This window comes from Wolbachia endosymbiont (group A) of Udea olivalis (assembly GCF_964028365.1).
GTDB classification, from domain to species: Bacteria; Pseudomonadota; Alphaproteobacteria; order Rickettsiales; family Anaplasmataceae; genus Wolbachia; species Wolbachia pipientis.
On record NZ_OZ034773.1, the window covers coordinates 1,164,001 to 1,187,742 of the forward strand.

Below are 23,742 nucleotides of genomic sequence, written 5' to 3' on the forward strand. Positions count from 1 at the left end.
ACTTGTTTGGATTATTATGAGAAGAGCTATAATTGGCCAAAACGTGAGACTGATTCACTTCTCTCTCTTGATCCTAGAAACAATCCCTGAGCAAAACTAGAGTTAAAGTATGACATAGGGCTCATAGGGCTATGCTCAACTTGTTGAAAAGACGTAAAAGAAAGAGGAGACGAAGAACTATGAGCTTGACTTGCTGTCGAAGTTGTAAAAGAGAGAGAAAGTTTTGATTCTCTCAGAGCACCAGTCCTCACTGGAGTAGAACTTAGTAATTGACCATTGCATTCTTGCTTATCCTCCCAATCTTTCCAAATATATATACATCCACTGTTTTCTAAAATCTCCTTAGCTTTCTTTTCAGCATCCCCTTGACTCATTTGTCGAACAAGAGAATCACTTCTTAAATGCTCATTAGCAACCATACATGCTGCTGTTTCATTCTTATACCGTTTAGCGAAACTCTCAAGACCATTAAAACACTCCTGAAATTGAATAGGATCTTCTGAGATAAATTGAAAATTCTTCCTATCGCAAAGCAAGGCCCCACGTAAATATAACGCTCCTTGATGTTTCAGCTTACAAGCTTTATTAAGAAGTTCCACAGCATCTCTTTTTCCATTATCTTCCCCAATATTAGACTCTAGGAGGTAGATTGCATGTCCATACATCACCCAAGCAGGAAAAGAGTTAAACGTTTTTATAAATTTGCATTTAGATATTTGGGAGAATGCATCTATTATCGCAACATCTTCTCCTCGCAGGTCATCTTTTTTTAACATTTTCAATTTAAGGAATTCATACATTGAAAATCTAATAAGAAACTCAGCATAATCCCTTCTGTCTGTATCCTTGCTTATTATCTGACCAGGCTGAAGTAACGCACTTTCCGGAACTAATTCTCTACGAAACCTAAAGACAGTATCTTTAGTACAACTAACAATCTTATAAAGCAAATCATCTACAGTTAATCCTGTTATCTCCCGAACTTGATTACCATACCCTCCTATATCATATTTTTGTACCTTCAAAAGCAAGCTGGTATTCAAAGGACGAAGATCATTATCGAGAGTCATCCTATTTAACGATTTAATAATTTCAGAAACTACAAGATCTGATTTTTTATCTTTCCCGAATTCAGCGGCTTCACCCTTCCATAAATCCTTAAATTTTACTACTGCTAATGCATAGCGCGCATGCGGCATTTCGTGCTTCTCTGACAAATCATTTAGCTTTGAAATAGCTTCCTTTTTATTTCCGTTCGTCAAGAGTGTAATCGCACGATCATATATCTCAAAAGCAGTTTCTTCGCTCTCTTCATCCCTAGTAGGCGAGGAAAATTCACCGCTAGAAGGCGAACTAAACTCATCATAACCTACAACTTCTTTATTGCAAGGAGCACATAAAAGCTTGAGGTTATCGTAACTAAATTCATACTCTAGTAAGAGATCTTTATATTCTTCTTCAAACATAGTCAAAAATTCTAAATACGTCGGAGGAGTAAATTTAATAACCCTTGTTCTCCCCCTTTTTCGTCTACTTGCTATATCTTCCACTTCAGACCAGTTGCGCTTACGTTTAACACTACTACTACCAATCATTACCTTCCTCTCATGAAAAACACCAACTCTGTGTGCTATTACAGATAACACCCCCCTAGGGTACTGAATATTTTTGTCCTGTCTACAATCATTTTTCACAATTTCTTCATTTTTTCTCTCCGCAGCTTTTAAATCAGGTAAAAATAATGAATCAACGCCGTCCTTTACTTCCATAGGCTCATGTACTTCTTCTTCACTATCTACACCACTCTTTTGCCGCATTTCTTTCACTTTCTTTGCAAAATCTTTTCTTAATTGCCCTATATCAAACTTACCTTTTAATTCTATATTAATCTCAGTAAATGATTTACCTTTTATCATCCCGGTAATTTTATAAGCATTCGCTAAAGCAAATATTCCACAGTCGTATTCATCTTCATGTTGTTTAATCTGAGAGGTGCCAATGCAATCAATATCTATTTTTAGAGCTTTCTTCAACACACTTGGTATTTTCTTTTTGCAAAATGAGTCGCAATAGTAAGCGACATTCTTACCTAGTACATTACGTGCAACAACCAATGTTACCCAATGCTTTCTACCTGTATTAATAATTGAGGTAAATATTAAATCCTTTTGTTGAATTTTTTTATAATGTTTTAATTTATCTTCTAGTGAAAATCTATCAGTACAAGTGAAAAACACTTTTTCATTCATACCTTCTAAATACTTGCCATTTATAGGCTCCATCCACTTGTAGTAATATTTTGCAACATCCACAATATCCTGACTGCTTAACTTGTTTGTTTCAGTTGCACTACTCGAATCTGTATACTCAAATGTTTCTTGACTTTCTACTGACCCTAAATCTCTCTTTAATGAATGAGTATCAACACCAAAAAATTGCAGAACATCAATCACATCCTCATGAACTTCTTCACCCCTTAGCAATTCTTCCATGGGCTCTTTACAGATAGCAGCACAAACTGCCTTTAACTTATCTAAATTCTTATTCACAACTTCTACTAACACTTCTCTAAAGAACCAGTTACTTTTTATATGATTACCTAAGTGCAATAATTTGATTAATTCTAACATTATGCTGTCTATAGACTCTTCTTTACTTATCTTTTTCTTTAATGTATCAAGAATTTTTCCTTTTTTACTATCATCTTGCTGCTTAATTTTCAATATAAACAACCCACCTTCCATCACTTTGTCCTGATAGTTAAAAAACAACGTCGATATTAAAGCACCAACTATAGTTGACTTGAGTCTTACTTCTCCTTTTTCCTTTCCTAATTTCTTTAACTCTTGCACTAATCTTTCTTTTCTTCTTGTGGTTTCTCTTTTCACCTCTTCTCCTAGATATTCTAGTTGATATATTAGATCTTCCTTGCCTATTTCATTTATGTCTATCTCTATTCCTTGATCCAATAAACGTCGTAAATCATCTTTGCAACCTTCCACCCATGAATCTATTACATCTGCTACTGTTTCTTTTATCATGTTGTAGGCTGCAATAAATTCTGGCTCCTCTTGGAATTTTTGCCATTTCATTAAGCGAATAGAGTGATAAATATCACCACTTAACATTACTGATACTGTATCTTTGTAACCTAGTTTAATTGCTTGCTTTAAAAGCTCTTTTACAACTGAATCTTGATAATTGAAAATGCTTTTCATAGCTACTACAGCACTAGGTTCAAGATACTGTTCTCCATTATAAAAAATATGTGAATATCCATATACTTTTTTTGCAATACACAGCACTATTTCTTGAGAACATCGATTGTCAATTACATATTGTAATAAGTCTATTAGTTTTGAATAGCCAGTAAAAGCTCCTTGCCATTTGTACTGACGTTTTATCTTATTAAAGTCTTTTGAACTTTCTTGTTTACAAATCATTTCCAATAACTGCACATTACCCTTTTGACAGACAAACTCTACAAAATTCTTACGATCTGAAGGATCTATCAGCTCATTAGCCACTTCAAATAACGCAAATATCCTTTGTGTATCAAATCTTATGTATTTATTATTCTGCTCTTCATTTTCGTTTTCTGGATCATATTTTGTATTTTTAGCTAAACACAGTTCGTATGCTAGTCTTATTAGTAGTTCAGACTTATTTTTTGAAGCCAATTCTGGATGTTCTTCCATCCATTTTTTCGCATTAATATCAAAACCTATTTTTTCTTTTAATAACTCATACCAATGTTTTCCTTCTATAGAATTTGGTTCGCATCTATCAGAATCTTCACTCCCCATTTCTTCAGTAGATTGCTGAGAAGATACTTTTGACTCTAAGGAAGACTTTTTCAAAGATTCCCTTCTTACCTTGCTAGAAGAAGTATTTAGCATAGTTACCTCACATAAAAAACACCAGAATTAATGATATACCACAAAACTAATGGTTTAAAGTTTTTGTTATTGATACATGTTAGCTTGATTATAGTAATGCCAAATTTTTATTTGCACAATTCTATATTTTACTTGACTTTCTTCTTGAAATCTTTTGGTAATGTTAATTGCTTTGCTGAAAATATTTTCTTAGAACCATTATTCACCATAAATTTGGACTATTTAAACATCTTTTTGCGTAATCTTTACCTTCTCCTAAAAGTGTGATCTCCTGTTTTATTTGCGAATATACCAATTGCATTTTCACATAAATATGACCCATAACTTGGTGCAGGTTCACCATTTCCCTGTGGTAAACAAAACAACTTGCATCACTATACTGCTCAGGCTTAATACCTATAAACACACGTAAACCCTCAACAAACTTCTCCTCTCCGATTAGGTGAATAATCTGATCAATTTTATGTTATTTCATTAAAAGAATTATAAGACTTTCTTGCAAATTAGTAAAGATTTTCATTTTAGGCTCTTTATAGAAATTTTTAAATATATTACAAATGAATTGCCTACCTCCATATCATTCCCGTTATTTGTCATAATACTGTCATAAAAAGCGTTAGTACTAATCAAATCATATTTATCATGAAGAGAAGTATAATGAACTGCTTGAGTTAACTGAATATCCTCGTTTACTCATTGATTCCCACGACCTCTGGAAATATCACTAACTCCTGGAAATTCTAACTTATTTCTAGGCCTCGCACCATCATTACTACCTATTGTAGATTCTAAAGTCCGTTGATCTTCTCCTTGTTGTGCTACTGTATCAGGATGTATCATATGAATAGAACTATGAACTACTGTAGCAGAAACAAATGTATCACTTGTTAATATTAAAGAATTTTTATCTTTAGCTTTCACATTAACAACTACTCCCATAAAAAGCATTTTGTCACTGTCTGTAATTGCTTTCAGTGCCGCTCCTTTAGCATATCTAACATTTTGTTCTTTTGTTAATTTATCAACCTCTTTCTTCATCCCTTCTTCATCTAAGTTTTTATCTATAAGCTTAAATTCCAGCGCTATAGGAGTGTATTCTTTAGTACCCTGAGATGAAGGACCAATACCTTGAATTACCATATCTACACGACCACCTGCTCCTACTTGAAATTCAGGTATAACTACAGTCTTCGCAGAATCTTGTTGTTTTGTAGAAGTCTCTTTTAGCTTCAAATCACTGTAGCTACTAAGTAAACCATTAAGAACAGCTTGTAATCTTGCTTCATTAGTAATCAAATCTTTAATAGGGTAAATCTTATCTGCTACTTCAGTAAGCAACGCTTTATATGCTTGCAATGAAACCTCACCGTCAGAAGCATGTTGAGAAGTAATTGCTTGATCAAGTTTTCCCTTTAATTCATCAGAATTAGGTATCTTGAAAAAACTACCTGCAAATTGTTGATCTGCACTACTTGGTTTATATTTGCTTATCTGTTCTATTTCAAAAAGTTCTTCAAAAGATAACCCTGTTTCATATTTTTTAAGACTCATTTTAGTTTCTATGACATTGCCTACTCTTCCTATTCCAGGTATGTCCAGCACTGGAATTTTTTTATCAGCATAGAATTCTTTTGTATTGGACTCTCGTATATGCAAAATGAACGCTGTTTTCTCTTGCCCTTCATTACCTTGAACAAATATTAATGTTGTAACAGGGCTTTTGGATAAAGTGTACTCTGTTCCCCCAGACCAATCCAGAGGGTACTCACCATATGAGTATATATATTTTTTAATGTTACTTTGATCTTGACCAACCTTGTTGATTAAAATTGATTGACCTAATATGTCTCGACTGAAATAGTAATGATCTTTTGTTTCTTTATTTGCTGGAAAAGTATAGTATTCGCTTGATAATAAATCTTTTACCTCTCGCTTAAAAAATTCCTCATAAGCTGATTGATTATCCCACTTGCCAACTAGTTCGATAAATTCTTCCATCAAAGGAGCTGGTGGTTGTTTAATAGGTTTTACTTCAGTTTTAAACGGTTCCGCATTATCTAAATTCAACCCAACAGCAATAGCATTGTCTGCATTGGTTAAAATCCTCATCTTATTTGGTCTAAAACCTTCAATGTAACCTTTAGCTTGCTCAAGTGCATCATTTGGATCAACTTGTCCTTCAGTTCCAGCCTTGAGTTCAATAAGAATTGGAACTGAATCAACAGCACGATTAGGCCCACGAACAAGCAAAACAATATCAGCGTAACCTCCTCCAGCAAACTGCTCCAGATAGAGTTTGGTATTATCACGATATCGAAAATTATCGAATATTCCTGCTACAAAACCATGTTGATCAGCTTCACGAGCCTTAATGCCATAAACATTAGCTTGTAAATTTAAATTAGCATAAACTTCTTTTATGTAAGTTAGAATTTTTTCAAGATTGTTCTGAACTTGATCTATTTCTGCATCTGGGTTAGTAAGCTTTTCAATATAACTTTCTAGATAGACAGACTTACCTAACTTTTTTGCCACTTTCTGAAACTTCACTGTAGGCTCGATGGGTTGATCTATAATCTTCTTCTTACTTTCCACCTTAATATTTATTTTTTCATCCTCTCCATCACTCTTTAAGGTATATCCCTTTTCTGAAGTCATTCTAGATAACTCCTTCCTGGCATCATCACTAAGATCTTTACCTTGCTTACCTAGAAAATGCTTGACTTCATCGAAAACCTTGCCTTTTAATTGGTCACGACTAATCTCGATTGTTTTAACATTACCATATACATTCTTAGCTTTATACTCTAGCACACCATCCCTTTTCAGATATAAGTATAACTTCTTTGATTTTATATCTTTGTCTGATTTAGGTTTGCTTTTTACTAACTCATATTTGTCTTTTAGAATTTTTATCACATCAATTTGAAGCTTACGAGCATCTAATTCAGTATAATCTCTACCTATTACACTCTTGAACTCGCCCTTTGTGAATTCAAAGCTCCTAGTATGGGCATCTGAAGGCTTAGAGTGTTGAGCTTCTATATCTTCAGTAAAAATAAAAACATGTATTTTGGATTCCGTTTCTGCTACAACTTTTAAAGTTCTCGCCCCCTCAAAATGAAAGTGTAACTTCTTTATACCTAACTTATCATTAAGTTTAGTATCTAATACACTGGAAAAAGAACCTAAAAATCTATGAGGAAAAAAGCCAGGCTTTTCACTAGAATGTAAATAAGATTGTATTTGATCAACCAATGACTGATATCTTGCTTCAAAAGATTGATCTACTGCATTAGAAGCTGAAGAATCTACTTTCCCAAAAAGTAACTCAATTAACTCGAAATCTTGTGGTTTTTCTTGGTGTTGATTGTTATCAACCATAACCGCCTCCTGATTTTAACCTTTTACAATTTTTACTCTCACTAAAATTCTTTGTATGCTTTCGTTTAAGTCTAAGTAACTGAATTTTCAAAAATAGAAACTCTACACTTTGCTTCTAACATCAGTTACCTTCTGCTGTATAGTTTCTACATCTAATGATGAACTTGGCAACTGACTATCACCTGCTCCACTATCTAATTGCTTATTTCTAACCTTGGCAAATACTTCATACCTTGACTTATCTTTATCCATAATATATTGCATTTGCTCTTGACTAAGTGAATTGATAATTTCTGACAGTATCTCAATAGCCATATTCCTTTCAATCAAACAACCAACTCTATACCTGGACGGTGAGTACTGTCCGCTTAACTCATGCAAAAAGTGTTGTCTATGAGCCTCAAAGCCAGGACGATTCCACATAGAGGTAAGCATGTCACTACCAGACTTAATAAAACTGTCATCTGGTACAGAAAGAACCGAATCTAACGCTCCAAACATTGATGTACTATAAGCTTCAGGAGATAAATCTTCTGACTTTAAATGTTCAAATAGCTTTCTGGCATTTTCGAAAGAATGGTTTCTTCTTAATATACTTAAAGTATAATAACATCCATGTTGTTTAAAATCTCTTTTTAATAATTCATGATATCTGTTAGGATCAAGATGACGTAGGCAAAAATCAACCATACCAACATCATCAGTAGAAAAACGTCCTTTATTATAGGCTACTTCCATTAATAAATCTTCTTTCCTTTTTGGAGATACAGAATCAATTGATTGCAACTTATTCCAAAAGAATTCTAAAGCTTCAACATGCTTTTCTAGCATTGCACACTTAAAAGCATAAACGTATGGATGCTCATTATTTAATTCCAACTGACATTCCTGGTTATTCATAGCATGTGACCAGTAGATCATTAAAGCCCCTTTATTACATCCCTTAACTAAACTCTCTACTGGCTTATTACCTAATGTTAATTTAAATTCTTCAAAAATAGCTCTTATCTCGTCTTCAAAACAACACCAGCAGGCAATTCTGTAACGGTCAAAGGAATCAAGAAGAGATTTTTGTCCATCTTCAGTTTTTAAGCCTAACAATTTTTTCCCTAGTGCATACCTATCGAGTTTAACATAACCTAAGGTATCATCGACTTTCCAACAAATTTTGCTTTCTAGAATTTTCTTTAAAAAAGGTGGTAGTATTATGCTATTCCATCTACTAAATAGTCCCTGATATGCAATACAATATCTCTTAATCTCTAACCCTTTAAACCCTTTATGAGGATCATCTTCTTTGATAGACGTTAGTAATATCTTTTGTACATCTTCGTAATCCATACTTACCCCCTAACAAGATTTAATATATTTTAGACATGTTGCTCTACCTTTAAAACTTTGTCAATTACCATTATGTATAGAAAAATTTTCTAACCCAAAGTAGTTTTAGGCAAAAGACCCTTAATAGACTCAATAAATGACATTTTATTTATTTTGAATTTTCTTTCGTCATGAGCTTGTCTTCATTATTCTTCCGCAAGTAAATCAATATTAATTTAGCAAAACATATTATTAAGATCTCAAGCAAAATAACTATTTTTAGCACTCAAAATCAGCTAATGAGAGAAGTGTTTGTCTTGGGATGCGTTGGTCTACCATGTGATACATACGAACTTTTATTTATAATAATTTTACTATACGGTAAAACTAGCCATATTAGCCCATTTGATCCATATCTACATACGAACTGTTTTACCTAAGCTTATTAAAATAATTTAAATCTTCTATTTTTATAACCTTATTTTTACGCTGCTTGTTCTCACAAATATAAGATCTTTTTTCTTTTTAAACAAAGTAAACATTTAAAATTTTTATGACGCTGAGAAATTAAGGTATTGTCTGTAAATTCCAATAGAATTTTTGTATCCGTTCAATATAGAAAATGTTTTTCATGAAGTTTTTTATCCCTAGTAATTTTAGGTTGCTATTTAATTCTAACTTTCACATAATGCCATAAGTATTTTTTTAGGAGATCAAATGCCAAGAAAAACAGAACGTCATGTTACAGTACTTAATAAGTTACAAAGTGTTATTGAACATACAGATTCTAAAATTGCTGCTGGAAGGCATTTAGCGATTGAAAGATGGGTGAAAACCTACATTGAACAAATAGAGTATTTAGAAGATAGTGAGTTGCAATTCTTATACAACATATTTCGCGATGAAAGTTGCTGGTCGGATACAAAATTAAATAATCACATCCTAGGACAGAAGCTAACTGAGAAAAAAATAGATGAAATAGAGAATCCATTTTGTAGGTATAACATGGCTTGTAGGTATTGTGTGGTAGATAAAATTTATCCGTTGTTTCAAGAGCAATTTGAGTCTTACAAAGGTAGAGTCTCTCCCGGTGCAGTAGACATGGATGGTAATCCTGTAGATGACAAATATATAAGAAGTAATTTGCTTGAGTCTATGGGAAGTTATGATCCTGTATTTAGCTTTTGGATTAATAGAGAATCTGGAACATTAAAGGAATATAATAACGTAGATGGCTTCCGAGAAGCTGTAGATCTTAAATGGAGCGAGGGGGTAGAATATTTCTATAACCTTTTAAGCCGGCAAGAAAGAGAGGAGGAAGCTATTAGTGCAGTTACTACCTTGTCCACTATTCAATGTAACTACAATCGTGCTACCGTTTTAGATTTTTGCCTGTATAAAATGGATGATCCAGCAAAACATGAGCTATTGCTTAAGTTGTTAGAAAAAAATCAAGGAGTATATTCACTTCTTAATGGTTTGATACGTTGGAGTTTTCTTGGTACAGTTCGAGATATGGTGAAGAGCTGGTGCTATGAAGAAGTTTCAGTACCTGCAGACAAAATACTTTCACATCATGATTATACACTCCTTCTTTCCTCACTTTCAAATGTAATGCTAGAAAGTCCTGAGTCAGGTGTTCAAGCTAGATCAATTACTATGGATATTTGGAGGTGCAATCGCTTTAATGAGAATAAAAAGGCTGCTGTTTTTTCAAATGGTAGAGTCCCTATCAAACGCATGCTTGCTGGATTAATTGTAGATTGGGAGCGCGGTTGTGCTTTAGGTGAAGGTGATACTGGAAAGAAAGACGAGCTGTTAGAGATTTTACAGTTTGCAAAAGAGTATTGTACACAGGAGGATTTTGTGAATTTTAAAAATTATTTAATTAGCAACCTAAAAATGGTTGGTAGACCTGGTATGAAGAGTGGTGTTGATTATGGCAAGCTGGCAGAGGAGTTGTTTTCTGAGCTAGATAAGTTACCTATTCCTCATAGAGGTGGCGGTGACTTTGGTGGCTCTGGTGACCCGCAGTCTATGTTAGGATCTCCTGGCGTTAGCGGTTTATCTGGTCGTAGTAAATAGAGGTGTTTTATGCATAACAATGGTGAAAATATTGGACTGATTAGAAGTTTGTTAAACGGAAATTGCCAAGAGTTTGTAGAAAGGTTTGAATCTTTCTTGGATCAGTGTCCATCTTTTTTGCACTCGGTGGGTAAGGATCGCTTTTTTCCTGCATTCTTTTTTGGTATGTTTGCTACTGCGTTTGATTCTGATGTTGCAGATAATGAAAAAATTTATTTTCGTTTTGACAACAATCCGAATGAACCTAGAAAAGGAAACTTAAAGGTTGCTGTATTAACTAATGACAGAGATAGAAGAGGCTACGGAATTGTAAGATGTTTTACTATTGCCGATAGACAAAATAGTTTTGGTTCAAGATTTAGTCAGCAAGAGAAATTGTGGATAGAGAATAATTTACAACAGCAGAATGTTGCATCACGGGCTGGGCGGTTTGCATGGGAAGAGTATAAAACATTTGCATGGGCAGAAAATCTGGGAGAAGACGAAGAAGAGGAAGCAATAAAATGTGTAAAAATTCGTGAAAGAAACGCATTTACTGGAAATTCAGCATCTCTATGTAATGGCTTTGAAGAGATCACCAGGAACTTTGGTATACAACAAGGTTTTCTGTCAGGTTTATTAGGAGACTTGGCAAGTAATAATGCAGATGATGTTGTTGATACTATTGATGATGTTTTGCAGTACATAATTAATCTCTACAATAGGTATAATCAGCAACTGAACTTCAATAGCAAGGAGTCGGACTATCATGGTTTTTTGTCAGGGTTTTTGATGAATTTTAGGTATCGTCATACAGCTGGTATTTACCTTGAGTTATTTGTGGGGGGTGGATATACAGATATTACTTTCTTGTACGTGGTGTACAACGATTGATGGATTCTGTTCCTATTATAATTGAACTCAAGGCAGGACAAGCAAGGGATAGATATGCTGATCGAGCATTGGCGCAAGCTGAAAATTACGTTACAAGATGTCCCGTTTCTTCCATATCCATACACACCTCGTCGGAGGATGCTGTTTGTGTAGGATTAAATTTTGATTTAGATAACAATGAACGTTTACAGCTTAGTACTCAAAGCTTTTTGGAAAGAGAATCTTCTTTATTGAAAAGGCTATTTAATGGACCAATAGCCGAAATTGAAGAGAGCGTTAGAGATTATTTACTATACCCAGCGTTTGGTGTACCTGCTGTACCAGGCATTAGAAATAGGGATGGTGTTAGTGCTAGGGATAGGAGAATATTTCTCTATACAACCGGCTTTACCTTTGGGAATGCTACATTTGCAAAGAAAAGAATTATGTTAACAAGAGGAATTTGGGTAGATGTAACCAAACACTTATTCCATTATCACAATGACGATAAAATGCTAGACCTGCAAGGAGGGGTTACACAGATAAATGTTGGAAATCGTGCCTTGACCATGATTTTACATGCATTATTAGGAAGAGAGGAAAGGGTTATTATACTTAATATACGTCATGTACTAGCAACTCACCAATTTCCAGAACGAGGCCTAGATCTATCACGTTGGCCAAACGCTAGAGTGTATGAGGTAGTATGTGGATTGGACCCAACAAGAAGAGCCGAGGATGATCTTGGTTTAACTGTTGGTGTAACACCATTTGACTCACCTGCCCTCTATTTACAAAGTAAAGTAGGTGGATCTTTTCTAGGTGAATTTTCACAGATAGGTGGTGTCAGTAACGTACACAGCACTGCAGATATAATGATGAATACTGGTTGGCAAGTACAAAATCGTCATGCACAAATATTTCAAGCAATTTCTCATGTGCTATTTCCGTTAAGGTGGATAGTAAATAGGGATAACGCTAGAGAGGCTGGATTTCATTCCATACTGCATGGGTTATTTTATGCCTGTGATAATCCAGCTAGGGTAATTATTGAATTTCAACTGGGAGGAGGAGAGAGATTAGATCTGGTATTATTACGGTCTCCAGATAGTAGAGATGGTGTTCACCCGATAGGAATAGAGTTGAAGTTTGCTGGTACTGGTGAATTACAGAGTAAAAAGCGTGAAGCAAATAACCAACTAGATGATTATATGCATTGTAGAGGTTATAAGCGTATTACCGATGGAGACACAGTAGTTTTATCGTACGCTATATGGAATGATCGTGCGCAGAGGCCAGATACTCTTATATCAGTTAAGGATGTTCTTCGTATAAAGGACAACCTAGGACACAGTTCTGCAGATGATCTTCCTGGCAGATGAGGGTTATTGAGAATTTACATATCAAATTAGGTGTACAATAGATTATACTGGCCAAATTTATATGGCAGTTTGCAATATGAAAATTAGAAAAATTATACTTGCATTGGCTTTTATTCATGCTAATTATTATACATAATGTATTTATAGATTAAGGAGGGAGTATGGTGTTAGAATATATTTTAAGGAATGAGCAGGTTTGTGCAAATGGTAGGTTAGCTACTGAAGAACAGCATACGGAGCGTTTTGGTCAGCACACTCTTGAAGAAAGCACATCATCGTTAAGCCAAGAACAAAATGATGACTGGAATGAGTCCGTTGTTGAAGACAACAATACTGTTGTTGAAAGTTCTTTTATTCCAGAGAACTCAATTTTAATGAATTTAGCAAATCTGTTAACTGAGAGCGAAAAAGCTTCGATTGATGAATTTCATGACAATATGGAAAGTATAATGAAAGAGTTTCATAAAAATAGATATGAAAATCCTGCAAAGGTCACTCTAGAAAAGATGGAACATTTAATAGATGAATATTTGAAAAGAAAAATAAAGCTAAATTTACGCTGTGATCACTATGAATGTAGTGTGTCGAATTTTATATTAAAAAAAATAATTGACATTGCTAATGCTAGCAGTGTTATGCGTATAACTCCTACTACTAGATCACGTTATAAGGACAATGGGGAGGAGCCAATAGATGAGTGGGAAGAGGCTTTAGAACCTTTATTCAATATTGTCAATAAGCTACTATTAGCAGGTGCAAAAATAGAGTCTGATTTTTACAATGACGGAATGATAGATGAAGCTATGTACGGAAGTGATGAACCTATTTTTACAGAATGTAAAAAAATTAAGGACGAATTAAAAAGTATCGCATACAGAGGTTTAGTAAACAAAAATGAACAAGTTAAAGATAATGATCTGAAAGTAGAAATAGATAACAATCTTGTTCTTTTCATGTGGCCACAAAACAGTATCGTTGAAGTTGCAAAGGTTATGAATAGTAAGGTGAATGAAAATTTCAGTATAGAAAGTAGCATCTTACAGATTGGGGAAAGTATAATAAGAGTTGAAAGCATAGGAAAAAAAAGAAATTATACAGATGTCTTAGGAGATAGCATTGAAATGTCCTTTACCACTGAAGTAGGAGAGATTAGTATTCATCTGTGTCCTGGTGATAGTAATATAATAAAAGTAAAGCTTGATGGAGAGAACCAGGAGAAGTTTGACAAATTAAAAGATCAATCAAGTTTAGGGGAAAGCTGCTTTTTAGGAGGAAAAAGTGTTCTACAAGCTGTTAACGATAAAGGTTTTGAAAGAAACGGTAGAATACTTATAGAGTCAGCTGAAACTATTAAACAATCAAATTTTGTAGTGAAAGAATCAGGTGTTCCATCTACTCTTATGAAGCCAATCGATAGTTTAGACCAGCTGCAAAAGATGGGAGCTTCGAAAGAAATAGTAGTGTGTTAATGAAGTCAACTAAAATTAGTAAACAAAAGAAAGGTCTTGGAGGGGTAAAAAAATTGATGTATCTTCAAAGTAAGATTTTTTGAAGTATAAGCCATACTCTCAAGGTGAGAAGAAATAGTAGGGAGATAAGTGTTGAATTAATAATTTAGAGATTCTTCTAAAGAAATTATTTTTCTTTCTTGATCCTTATTCTTTTATAGGTATAGCCTTTTGTGTTTGATTGAATTGACTTTTTTGATACCTACAGAATTTCCTTTATCAGACCCAACACATGATTCAGCGGGAGAAGAGCGGTCAGGGACATTTAGCTCTTACGCAATAACTTTGGGAGTTCTGGAATCGTTTCATACATATGTTTAAGATTATCACTATTTTTATTACATAATTAAGTGTCAGTTCCTGTAACATTAGTTTACCTCCTATTCTTTGTTTTAAAGTATTGGTTTTCTGGCACATAGTCTTTTCCATTGCCTATTGCTTTTGTAAATTAAGATTCTAAGCCGTAAAACTTCTCTAATTGCTCACCCCATAACATCGGTATTTCCCTCAAGTCAGATAGCTTCAAATCTCTTGGCTGTCTCCCATTTACTATGTCTTCCTTTATTTTTGGAGCTAAATAATTTAATCTCAAAATTTGCTGTATACGTCTTGTACCTATATTAATTTTGGCACTCATCTCTTTAACACTTCTATACTTTCCCTCTTCTAGCTGACGTTTCCATAGGTGAGCTCTCACCACTGCTTTCAGTAGTGCATTATTTGTTTTCCCTTCTGGCTCTACTACTGTGCATTTATTTCCTTTCTTTTTTATTGGTATAAATTCCACCTTATCCTCTAAACACACTTCTATTTCATCTTCTTTCACCAATACTGTTCTTATTAACTTTTTCACTACTTCTTTCTGTTTTCCAAAACTTAAATTTTTCCACTCTTCTCCCCATTTTCCATATAGCTGCTCTGTCCTCCTCATTACTTCTTTTTCTACTTCTCCTGCTACTACAGTTCTGTTTATTGATTCACAATTTTTTCCTCTTAAATGATTATTACACACGTAATATCTATATCTTTTATTCTCCTTCTTTGCATACGTTAGTGTCATATTTACACCACAGCTCTTGCACTTAATTATTCCCTTTAACAGCGCTTCCTCGTATTTCGCCTTTCTATATGGCTGATTCTTTATCAATTCTTGTGCTTTTTGCCATTTTTCCTCTTTTATTATTGCTTCATGCTTTCCCTCATACTGTTTGTCATAATGTCTTATCTTTCCCACATATATTGGATTTGTTATTATTCTCCTTACCGTCGCTTTTTTAAAGATATCTGATTTTGTTCTGTAACCTTGACTATTTAGCTCCCTTGCCAATTCTGCAATTGACTTCAGCTCTATATACCTCTCAAATATATGTTTTACCAACTTTGCTTCTTTTTCATTTATTATTAATTCCTTCTCTTTTACATCATATCCCAGAGGCAAAGTTCCACCCATCCATATTCCTTGCTCTTTTGATGTTGCTATTTTATTTTTTACTCTCTCTACTATCATCTCTCTTTCTAACTGTGCTGCTCCTGATAACACCGTTTGTACGAACTTTCCCATTGGCGTATTATTGTCAAATATCTGCGTTACTGCTACAAAATTTACTCTATGCCTTCTAAAAAATGATGTTACTTCAATGCTGTCTTTTGTTTCCCTTGATAACCTGTCTAGCGTATATACTACCACACAATCTACTTCTCCTGTTTTTACATCTTCAAATAATCCCTTTATCGCTGGTCTTTCTAAATTCTTTCCTGAGAAGCCTCCATCGTCGTACCTTTTGGCCAATACTACCCAGCCCTCTCTGCTTTTTATGTACTTTTCACATGCTACCCGTTGTGCATCAAGACTATTAAACTTTTGTTCTAGACCGTCTTCATTTGATTTTCTCGTATATATCGCACATCTTACTTCTTTTAGCATTTTCAACTTCCATTTTTATCACGCATTCCAAATAATAAAGGTCCATTATAGCTCATTCCCATTATTCTGCCTGCCACCGCTGACAATGACGTAAAAAATTCTTCTCTGTAGATTAAACCCTTATCTGTTACCATTACTGCATGCGTTTCCTCACCTCTCTCCAATATCAACTCTGTTCCTGCTACTGGAAGTTTGTCACTACTTATTCTTTTTCCTTTCTCTAGCCGATCTGCCAGATACTCTAGTCTTTTTGCTCCTTTTCTTGACATTTCTCCATACGCTTTTTCCTGCATTCTATAAGCTAATCTTGGTATCAGATATTTCTTTGAATACCTAGGCGCTTCTTTCCCATATACCTTCTTCCATATTTTTTTCAGCTCATCCAAAGGTTTTCTCTCTAAATTCATTACTTTCTTTTCTGTTTCTTTCTCCATATTTTTAGCCTTTCATAAATAACTTTTCAATTCTGTCTGTTTCTTTCTTCAATACTTCAGCTACCTCTTTACTATTTTTCGCATAATCCATCGCTGTCATTCCAAATTTATCCGCTTGCTCTATTTCTGCTCCAGCTTTTACCAGCTCCTCCACTATTTCTTTTTCACCTACCATGCACGCAAGGTGTAGAGGTATGCATTTATTTCCATATTCCTCAGCATTTACGTCTGCTCCTGATTTTATCAATTCCCTCACGATTTCTAGACGTTTCTCCGTTACCGCTAGGTGCAGTGCTGTGTATCCTTTCACATCTGCTGCATTCACATTCGCTCCTTTTTCGACTAATAACTCCACTGTTTTTACCTCTACTGCATAATGTAGAGCTGTTCTTCCTTTTTCGTCTCTTTCATAAATATTTTTAAATGATTTCTCTAATAATCCTTTTGCTGACTTATTAAATTTGCCAAGCTTTAACATAATCCACCTCACCTTTTCTTTAAATTTTAATCCTTCTTTTAAGCATTCCTTTTCGCTACCTCATCTATCATTTCATTCACTTGGCTTATTATCTTGCTTGCTAAATTTTGACATTCTTCCTTTATTAGTGACTTATCTTTCTTCCTTATTTCTCCTATCTCTATTATTTTTAGCTCCGGTAAATAACTCCCATTCAACATGTCTGCTATTTCTCCCACTAACCTCTCTATTCCATAGCAGGTCAGTTCTCTACTTTTTGTTATTCCTCCTTGTTCTCTCAGAAATTTACTCGCCTCTTCACTCTCTTTGCTATCACATAGACGATACTTTTCACTTTCCCAGATGTAATACATTGGTGTTGCACCGTACTTATTCAGTTGATTAACTTCAGCTCCCGCTTTTACTAGCTCTTTTATTATTTCAACTTTTGCTCCTCCTATTTTGCACGCAGAGTGGAGTGGCGTACATCCAGTGACATATTGAGTGGCATTTACTTCTGCTCCTTCCCTTAGCAGCACTTTTACATTTTCTAAACTTTTTGCGAATACTGCACAGTGTAGTGGCGTATAACCATTTTTATCTCTTGCATTAACCTCTGCCCCTTTTTTTATTAATAACCTTATTGTTTTGTAATTGGAGATTTCTACTGCTTGATGTAATATCGTCTCTCCTTCTTCATTTCTTTTATTAATATCGTTACTTGATACTTCTTTAAAAAACTTACTAAAAGATTCTTTGCTAAACTTCATACTTACCTCACAAAACTAGCTTTTCTAGCGTTAGATAAATTTCTTATATTTACCTGCTGCTATTCAAGTCATGTCCTTTTTAGCATGAGAAAGCAAGTCTTTTTCTTTTTATTTCATACACTTTTACCTATTATTAATATAATATATGAGTATCTAAATATAAGTACTTAACTTATTAGAGATATTATTCGACTATCTTTCCAACTTCTGTGCAAATGTCGATGTTCATGCCACTTCAGTACTCCCGGGTAAAATACTAAAATGTGCTTTTCTAATTCGTGTATTGAGTCTTTTTGCTCTGAATCCAAATCATTTTTATAGTAAACGTTGTGTTCTGCTAAAACATATTTTCTGACCTTCTGATCTGTATAATTTTCTACTTTATAGTTGTGAGTAACGCTAAACCTTTCTAAAATTGGTTTGTGTTTTAAATTCCAACGTTGCCATGAAAGTTTATCGTTTCCCAATACAAATTTATTTCCTTCTTCTTCTATGCTACCAACCGGAAAGCACGCATTTATTTCTTCTAAGTTCCAACTGTCCGATAATATAACTTGCGCCTTCGCAAACTTAATTTCTGGTAATAAACTCTGTGGTAATGGATATAGTGCTTTTAAGTTATACCACTGATGACTTCTTTCATAGACGCCTTTGTAATCTTTTGTATGAGGCTCTGTTTCTCCAAGTACTGCTACATCTAATCGATATATGTCATTACTAAATGTTTGTTCATAATGGTTGCGTAGATAACTCTCTATAACCTTAATTGACGTAACACTAAACCTGAAGAAATTTACTCTTCCAAACGATAACACCGGTCCATCTTTTTCTATTTTTACCCCTGAATAGTCAGAAAGAAGATCTCCAAATAAACTCTCATCCAATATAAATCTTTGCGCATTATAATAATCGTTAAAAATCCTCATCAATCTGGATCTTACAGGCAGTGATAGTTTTGCCAGCTCTACTACTGCATCTACGAAGAAGTCATTTGGTACCTCTTTTATCCCTACTTGCAACTCAAAAAAGTGTTTACCGGGTGGTTCTTCGATGATTGTAATGTCTTCTATATTTGCCCACTTGAGTGCTATTTTAAGTGATTTAGGTGTTCCTCGCAGTCTTTGAAATTTTACTCCTTTTACTATGGCTCTTCTTTTATCTTTTACCCAGCGTAGTATTTCTTCTAAACCATATTCTTCTATTATCCACGGCAATGTTTCTTCTTCCAATCTAAACTTAAATCCCCTGATACAGCTTGGATCTACTTTATAATCTATCGCATCTACTAGCGCTTTTTCCTGTTTTGTTGCATTTGGTGGCAGTAACATTAATTCAACTCAATCTTTAAATTTCGCAAATTTGCACATTCATTTCCTAGCACTACAACATCTTCTTTTGGCTCGATTAATTCCACATTTTCTACACCCTCTACAAATAGATTCGCTATTATCCATGATCTTGTAACACTCCACCCTAATCTTTTTGCTAATTCAAACTTCTTAATAAACTGCTTCTTGATTTCCTCCTTTGATATTATAGGACTTATACTCATTCTGCTGTGAATATCTATTTCCATAATATTGCAACCAATCACTGTTACTGTATCTGTTAAAACCCTTATATCATCTCTAGTAACCTGCTTTTTTACAATTTCTAGTAGCTCTTCTGACAATATGCCAGTTGTGGATAATTGTGTTGATAAGATTGAAATTTGTACTTTTCCTGGTATAGGTGATTCTACTAATGCATCTTTTACTCTACTATCTGCCGACAGTGCATGATACCTATAATACTCCTTGCTTCCACACGTGCTTGAGCCTACTATCTTTGCTTTAATTCTTTTTCTAAATCGTTCATCATCTTCTTCTTTTTGCCTCTCCACTCCATAAAACTCAGCTAAATTATCAAGATCTTCTCCTGTCGCAAATTTTAGTAAATTGCTCTTTACTGATTCATTTATTCTTTGTCTTAGTAACAATTCCCTCCATGCTGCTACTTCTAATACCTTCATCGCTGGGTCGCTTTCTACTAATGCTGTAAAACTTTTCACTAACTCTTCCTTCATCCGAGAAAAAATCTCTTCAAAGTTCAGTGGTTCGATAATATTTGGCTGCTGCATTTTTAAACAACTACTCCATTAATATTTATGAACTTACCTTCTGAAAGATAGACACCTTCTAAATTCAATGTTACTCTCCCTTCTTTTACTCCTTCAACTTTTACTTTTTCTAACTTAAATCTCTTTTCCCATTTTTCCAAAGCTTCTGCTGTTGCTGCATATATCTTATATGTTGAAATTAAGTCTTTATAAGTATTAAGAAGTAGTAATATAAAGATGTATAGAGAAGAGGAACCGGCATAGATCTTGGTCATAAGGACCGTATTGGAGCAAGGTTCTCTTCTCTGGTTTATTATACTGAAAGTTCCGAACAACTGACTGAGCTTTTAGGCTCGTATATAAGGCTGGAAAATGCAGTATATGTTATTATTACGGAGGAATTATGAATTCATCAAACATTATTGCTGGCATTGATGTTAGCAAAAGTAAATTAGATATCCACATTCACCCACTTGAGCATTATAAAATATTTGAAAACAATGTACAATCCATTGATGAAATGCTGGACTTTTTACGTTTGCATAATGTAACCAAAGTTGGTCTTGAGGCAACTGGTGGATACGAAAAATTATGTACCTATACTTTACTAAGCAATGGTTTTGAGGTGTACGTCATTCAACCTAGATGGCTTAGAGACTATGCTAAAAGCCTTGGTATTACTACAAAAACTGATAAAATAGACTGCAGTATCATTTCACGTTATATCAACAACACAGGTATGCGTGTTACTCCTTTAACAGTTGATAATGGTAATATTGATTGCTTGAAACAAAAACTATCTCGTAGAAACCAACTTGTAGAAATAGCAAAAATACAAAAAACCCAAATCCAACAGGTAACTGATACATCTATAATCAAACAAATAGAGGAGCTTCTCGCGATTTTACGTAATCAAATTAAAACTTTAGAAGATGAAATGATTACATTTATCGGTCAAAATCAAGAGCTTAAAAGAAAATACATATCAATAACTAGTATACCAGGCGTAAGCAAAATCACAGCCATTACTTTGATTTGCTATTTGCCCGAACTTGGAACCCTTCAAGAAAAGCAAATATCTAGCCTTGCAGGACTTGCACCTTTTAATCGAGACAGTGGTTTCAGTAAAGGAAAGAGATGTATTCAGGGCGGTAGATCACAAGTTAGAACGGTTTTACACATGTGTATTCTCAGTGCACAAAAAGTTAATTCCTATATCAAACCTTTTTTTACTAGATTATATAGTCAATATAAAAAGCCATATAAAATTGCTTCCACTGCTGCTATGAGAAAACTGCTTATTCTTGCTAACTCTTTGGTCAAAGATGATAGGATCTTTACTGAGGAATATAGTCCTAAGACTGCTTCTATACAGTAATAGCGTAGCTGTGAATAAGTACGCCCACACAAATTTTAAGTACTTATTCACAGCTACATCAATTTTTCTATTGACTTTTAACACAACTGCTCAAGTGTTAAATCTCTATTTATTGGCTTATCCACCAATTCAAATAATCTTGAGCCATAATCTCTCCTCATTATTCTACTGTTAATAGGAGTGGTCAGTATATCAATTATCGACTGCTTTAAGTGCTCTATTCCTTCTAACGTCTTTCCTGTTTTAGCATCCATACCCTTCATTTCTATTTTGCAAAGACGCTTTCACTGCCTTTTATTACTTTAAACCTACATGAAACTATATCTCCTACTCTTCCTACACTAAGACCATTTGCAAACACTGTTTTTGATCCTTGAATCATTACTTTTCCTTCACTAAAACTGTCTCCTTGTCTACACATGACTTACCGTTTACAAAAACATTATTACTTCCGCTAATGCAGAAATGTGGTATAGCTTCTCCACAGTAGTCTCCTAACCTCACTATTCCTTTGTTCAATTTAAGTCGATCCTTTCTGCTTTCAGTTTTATTCCACTTTTTGTCATTTCTATCTCTGATTTTCCTACTTTGAAATTTAATTTATCCACTACAGAAATTTCAAGATTCTTGCTCTCTTTGTCATACAATAACTTTGTTCCATCTTGAAATACTAAACTGTTAATCATTTCACTATTCTCTGGAGCAGAATAATTTTGCTGATATATTCCAGCTAGTACTACTCCTAATGATAACTCTCCCAATGGTGACAATATTACTACCTGTTCATTTATGCTTGGTGGTAGCCAGCTTCTTTCCTCTCCTGCTCTAGAAGTTATCCATGGAAGAAAATCTGTTAAAAGTTCTCCTATCTTCACTCTTACTTTTGCTTTCTCATAATCTACTTCTTTTACAACTCCTATTCGTACAATGTTTGCTAACTTTCTTTGCAGCTCTGAAATAGCAAAATTACTCTCTAACATTTTCTTCTATTATAATCGTATGTGGCTTAATCTTATTTTCTGTCCATATCGATTTACCTAAATGAAGCTGATGACTCCAATCAACCATCCACACCAAATATGCATCTAATTCGGGTCTAAATCCGTCAATTTCTGCAGAGATAAATTCTCCTGGTGAAACATTTTCCACATTCCAAGTATTTTTATTTACTACTCTTGCTACTTCTGCTGCTAATGTTCTGACAATAATAGGGGCATTTTCTATTGTGCTATCAGTCACAATGCGTGCTTCAAATCTTGCTTTCAGCGCTAATTCCTCTGTTCCAGGATCTTTTCCCGATTCTAAACTCACAAGCTCTACAAATAACGCTGGCGCTAATAATTCTTTTCTTATCGATGGATAAATTTCACAAGTTTGAATTGCTGGTATTTCTCTCTTCAGCGTGGTACAAATTTTATCATGTAAATCTTTCAAATTCATCCTTTATAGCTCAATTCACGTTCAAAAAACTTTGTAAAGACTTCTTCAACTTCATAATTAACAAGATTCCCTATTATCCTTGAAGCCTCTGGTTCCAGTGGTAGTTTTACTTCCTTTATTGGAAATGCTGCTCTTCCTTCACGTTTAAACATACCGCTATTTCCTTTTGGCATAACTGCTGCAAATCCTCCTATAAACTCATGCTTTCCTACTTTCGATCCTCTTCTTGTTTTTTGTATTTTGCCAATTGTCGATGCTCTAATGTCATAGAGATTTGCTCTAATTAACACGTCTAATCTGCTAGTTTTCGCCTTAAAAATTCTTAATCTCTTTCTTATCAAACTTAATTTTATCTGCTTTTCCTCACTGATTTCCTTAGCTGCTTGCGCTTTTAACCATAGTGCCGTTTTGTTTAACGCTTTTATAGCTGCCAGTTTTATTTTCTGCTCTTTTCTTTCAATATTGGAGATTATTTCATTAATATTGTTACTAATTTTAATATCAAACACTTTCTATTGCCTCAATTTTCCATATTTCACTCGAAGAATCTTTTAACGGTGGTTCAAAAATCTTGTAGAACCTTTTTTCAATCTTGATATAATCGCCTATGCTAAAGGAAGTAACGTCCTGATCACGTATTTCTATAGAAGCAATTTGCTGAGTTAATGCTCCATCTGCACCTAGAGAGTACGTAGTCTCAGGACGTTTAATTAGCACTTTTATTTTTCGAATCGCCTCCTTATTTTTATTACAATATATGGCTTCCACTCCTAGATGATCAAAACAATCCTTCAATAACCTCTCTATAATC

20 protein-coding genes and 2 pseudogenes are annotated in these 23,742 nt (G+C 34.3%); 5 read left to right on the top strand and 17 right to left on the bottom strand.

Annotated features, from left to right (window positions below; genetic code table 11):
* Positions 1-26 precede the first annotated feature (26 nt).
* The 4 genes from ABWU32_RS05390 to ABWU32_RS05405 all read right to left on the bottom strand — a co-directional run bounded on the left by ABWU32_RS05390 (position 27) and on the right by ABWU32_RS05405 (position 8,624).
* A complete protein-coding gene (locus ABWU32_RS05390) occupies positions 27-3,899 on the bottom strand; it encodes a hypothetical protein (protein WP_353278497.1) in 3,873 nt (1,290 codons plus the stop codon).
* A gap of 202 nt (positions 3,900-4,101) precedes the next feature.
* Complete coding sequence (locus ABWU32_RS05395) at positions 4,102-4,305, bottom strand: hypothetical protein (RefSeq protein ID WP_265042245.1); 204 nt, start codon at positions 4,303-4,305, stop codon at positions 4,102-4,104.
* Between the two features lie 287 nt (positions 4,306-4,592).
* Positions 4,593-7,283 (bottom strand): hypothetical protein, encoded by a 2,691-nt coding sequence (locus ABWU32_RS05400; RefSeq protein ID WP_353278499.1) that lies wholly within the window; start codon positions 7,281-7,283, stop codon positions 4,593-4,595.
* Between the two features lie 102 nt (positions 7,284-7,385).
* The gene (locus ABWU32_RS05405) at positions 7,386-8,624 is read right to left on the bottom strand and encodes a hypothetical protein (protein WP_353278501.1); all 1,239 of its coding nucleotides are present in this window, start codon (positions 8,622-8,624) and stop codon (positions 7,386-7,388) included.
* Between the two features lie 696 nt (positions 8,625-9,320).
* Between ABWU32_RS05405 and ABWU32_RS05410 the strand changes: the two genes are divergently transcribed.
* From ABWU32_RS05410 to ABWU32_RS05425, 4 genes are all read left to right on the top strand, one after another.
* On the top strand, positions 9,321-10,688 hold the full coding sequence (locus ABWU32_RS05410; RefSeq protein ID WP_265028004.1) for a hypothetical protein: 1,368 nt from the start codon (positions 9,321-9,323) through the stop codon (positions 10,686-10,688).
* Positions 10,689-10,697: 9 nt separating this feature from the next.
* Positions 10,698-11,561, top strand: a complete 864-nt coding sequence (locus tag ABWU32_RS05415) for a hypothetical protein (RefSeq protein ID WP_265028003.1) — start codon at positions 10,698-10,700, stop codon at positions 11,559-11,561.
* Positions 11,561-12,922, top strand: coding sequence for a hypothetical protein (locus tag ABWU32_RS05420; RefSeq protein ID WP_265028002.1), 1,362 nt, complete (start codon positions 11,561-11,563; stop codon positions 12,920-12,922). Before ABWU32_RS05415 ends, ABWU32_RS05420 begins: the two co-directional genes overlap by 1 nt.
* Before the next feature lie 161 nt (positions 12,923-13,083).
* On the top strand, positions 13,084-14,391 hold the full coding sequence (locus ABWU32_RS05425; protein WP_265028001.1) for a hypothetical protein: 1,308 nt from the start codon (positions 13,084-13,086) through the stop codon (positions 14,389-14,391).
* A gap of 487 nt (positions 14,392-14,878) precedes the next feature.
* Here ABWU32_RS05425 and ABWU32_RS05430 read toward each other — a convergent pair whose 3' ends face one another.
* From ABWU32_RS05430 to ABWU32_RS05460, 7 genes are all read right to left on the bottom strand, one after another.
* A complete protein-coding gene (locus tag ABWU32_RS05430) occupies positions 14,879-16,354 on the bottom strand; it encodes a recombinase family protein (protein WP_265028000.1) in 1,476 nt (491 codons plus the stop codon).
* Between the two features lie 2 nt (positions 16,355-16,356).
* Positions 16,357-16,788, bottom strand: coding sequence for a DUF2924 domain-containing protein (locus tag ABWU32_RS05435; RefSeq protein WP_265027999.1), 432 nt, complete (start codon positions 16,786-16,788; stop codon positions 16,357-16,359).
* Between the two features lie 4 nt (positions 16,789-16,792).
* Entirely contained in the window at positions 16,793-17,266 is a 474-nt protein-coding gene (locus ABWU32_RS05440; protein WP_265027998.1) for an ankyrin repeat domain-containing protein, read from the bottom strand.
* A 38-nt stretch (positions 17,267-17,304) separates the two neighbouring features.
* Complete coding sequence (locus ABWU32_RS05445) at positions 17,305-18,015, bottom strand: ankyrin repeat domain-containing protein (RefSeq protein WP_265027997.1); 711 nt, start codon at positions 18,013-18,015, stop codon at positions 17,305-17,307.
* Positions 18,016-18,182: 167 nt separating this feature from the next.
* On the bottom strand, positions 18,183-19,343 hold the full coding sequence (locus tag ABWU32_RS05450; protein ID WP_265027996.1) for a phage tail protein: 1,161 nt from the start codon (positions 19,341-19,343) through the stop codon (positions 18,183-18,185).
* A complete protein-coding gene (locus ABWU32_RS05455) occupies positions 19,343-20,134 on the bottom strand; it encodes a baseplate J/gp47 family protein (protein ID WP_265027995.1) in 792 nt (263 codons plus the stop codon). Before ABWU32_RS05455 ends, ABWU32_RS05450 begins: the two co-directional genes overlap by 1 nt.
* Positions 20,135-20,136: 2 nt before the next feature.
* Complete coding sequence (locus ABWU32_RS05460; protein ID WP_265027994.1) at positions 20,137-20,388, bottom strand: hypothetical protein; 252 nt, start codon at positions 20,386-20,388, stop codon at positions 20,137-20,139.
* A 128-nt stretch (positions 20,389-20,516) separates the two neighbouring features.
* Here ABWU32_RS05460 and ABWU32_RS05465 point away from each other — a divergent pair, with 128 nt between their 5' ends.
* The gene (locus ABWU32_RS05465; RefSeq protein ID WP_353278507.1) at positions 20,517-21,491 is read left to right on the top strand and encodes an IS110 family transposase; all 975 of its coding nucleotides are present in this window, start codon (positions 20,517-20,519) and stop codon (positions 21,489-21,491) included.
* A gap of 89 nt (positions 21,492-21,580) precedes the next feature.
* Here the strand turns inward: ABWU32_RS05465 and ABWU32_RS05470 are convergent.
* The 6 genes and pseudogenes from ABWU32_RS05470 to ABWU32_RS05495 form a co-directional block, all read right to left on the bottom strand.
* Positions 21,581-21,754 (bottom strand): annotated as a pseudogene (locus ABWU32_RS05470) (baseplate assembly protein W); the annotation flags it as partial.
* A gap of 2 nt (positions 21,755-21,756) precedes the next feature.
* Positions 21,757-22,010, bottom strand: a pseudogene (locus ABWU32_RS05475) (PAAR domain-containing protein).
* Positions 22,007-22,471 (bottom strand): phage baseplate assembly protein V, encoded by a 465-nt coding sequence (locus ABWU32_RS05480; RefSeq protein ID WP_047759504.1) that lies wholly within the window; start codon positions 22,469-22,471, stop codon positions 22,007-22,009. The pseudogene ABWU32_RS05475 and the gene ABWU32_RS05480 overlap by 4 nt, the downstream one beginning before the upstream one ends.
* A complete protein-coding gene (locus ABWU32_RS05485; RefSeq protein ID WP_265027992.1) occupies positions 22,458-22,931 on the bottom strand; it encodes a hypothetical protein in 474 nt (157 codons plus the stop codon). Before ABWU32_RS05485 ends, ABWU32_RS05480 begins: the two co-directional genes overlap by 14 nt.
* Entirely contained in the window at positions 22,928-23,440 is a 513-nt protein-coding gene (locus ABWU32_RS05490) for a phage tail protein (protein WP_406833170.1), read from the bottom strand. The genes ABWU32_RS05485 and ABWU32_RS05490 overlap by 4 nt, the downstream gene beginning before the upstream one ends.
* On the bottom strand, positions 23,433-23,726 hold the full coding sequence (locus tag ABWU32_RS05495; protein ID WP_265027991.1) for a hypothetical protein: 294 nt from the start codon (positions 23,724-23,726) through the stop codon (positions 23,433-23,435). Before ABWU32_RS05495 ends, ABWU32_RS05490 begins: the two co-directional genes overlap by 8 nt.
* Positions 23,727-23,742: the final 16 nt, after the last annotated feature.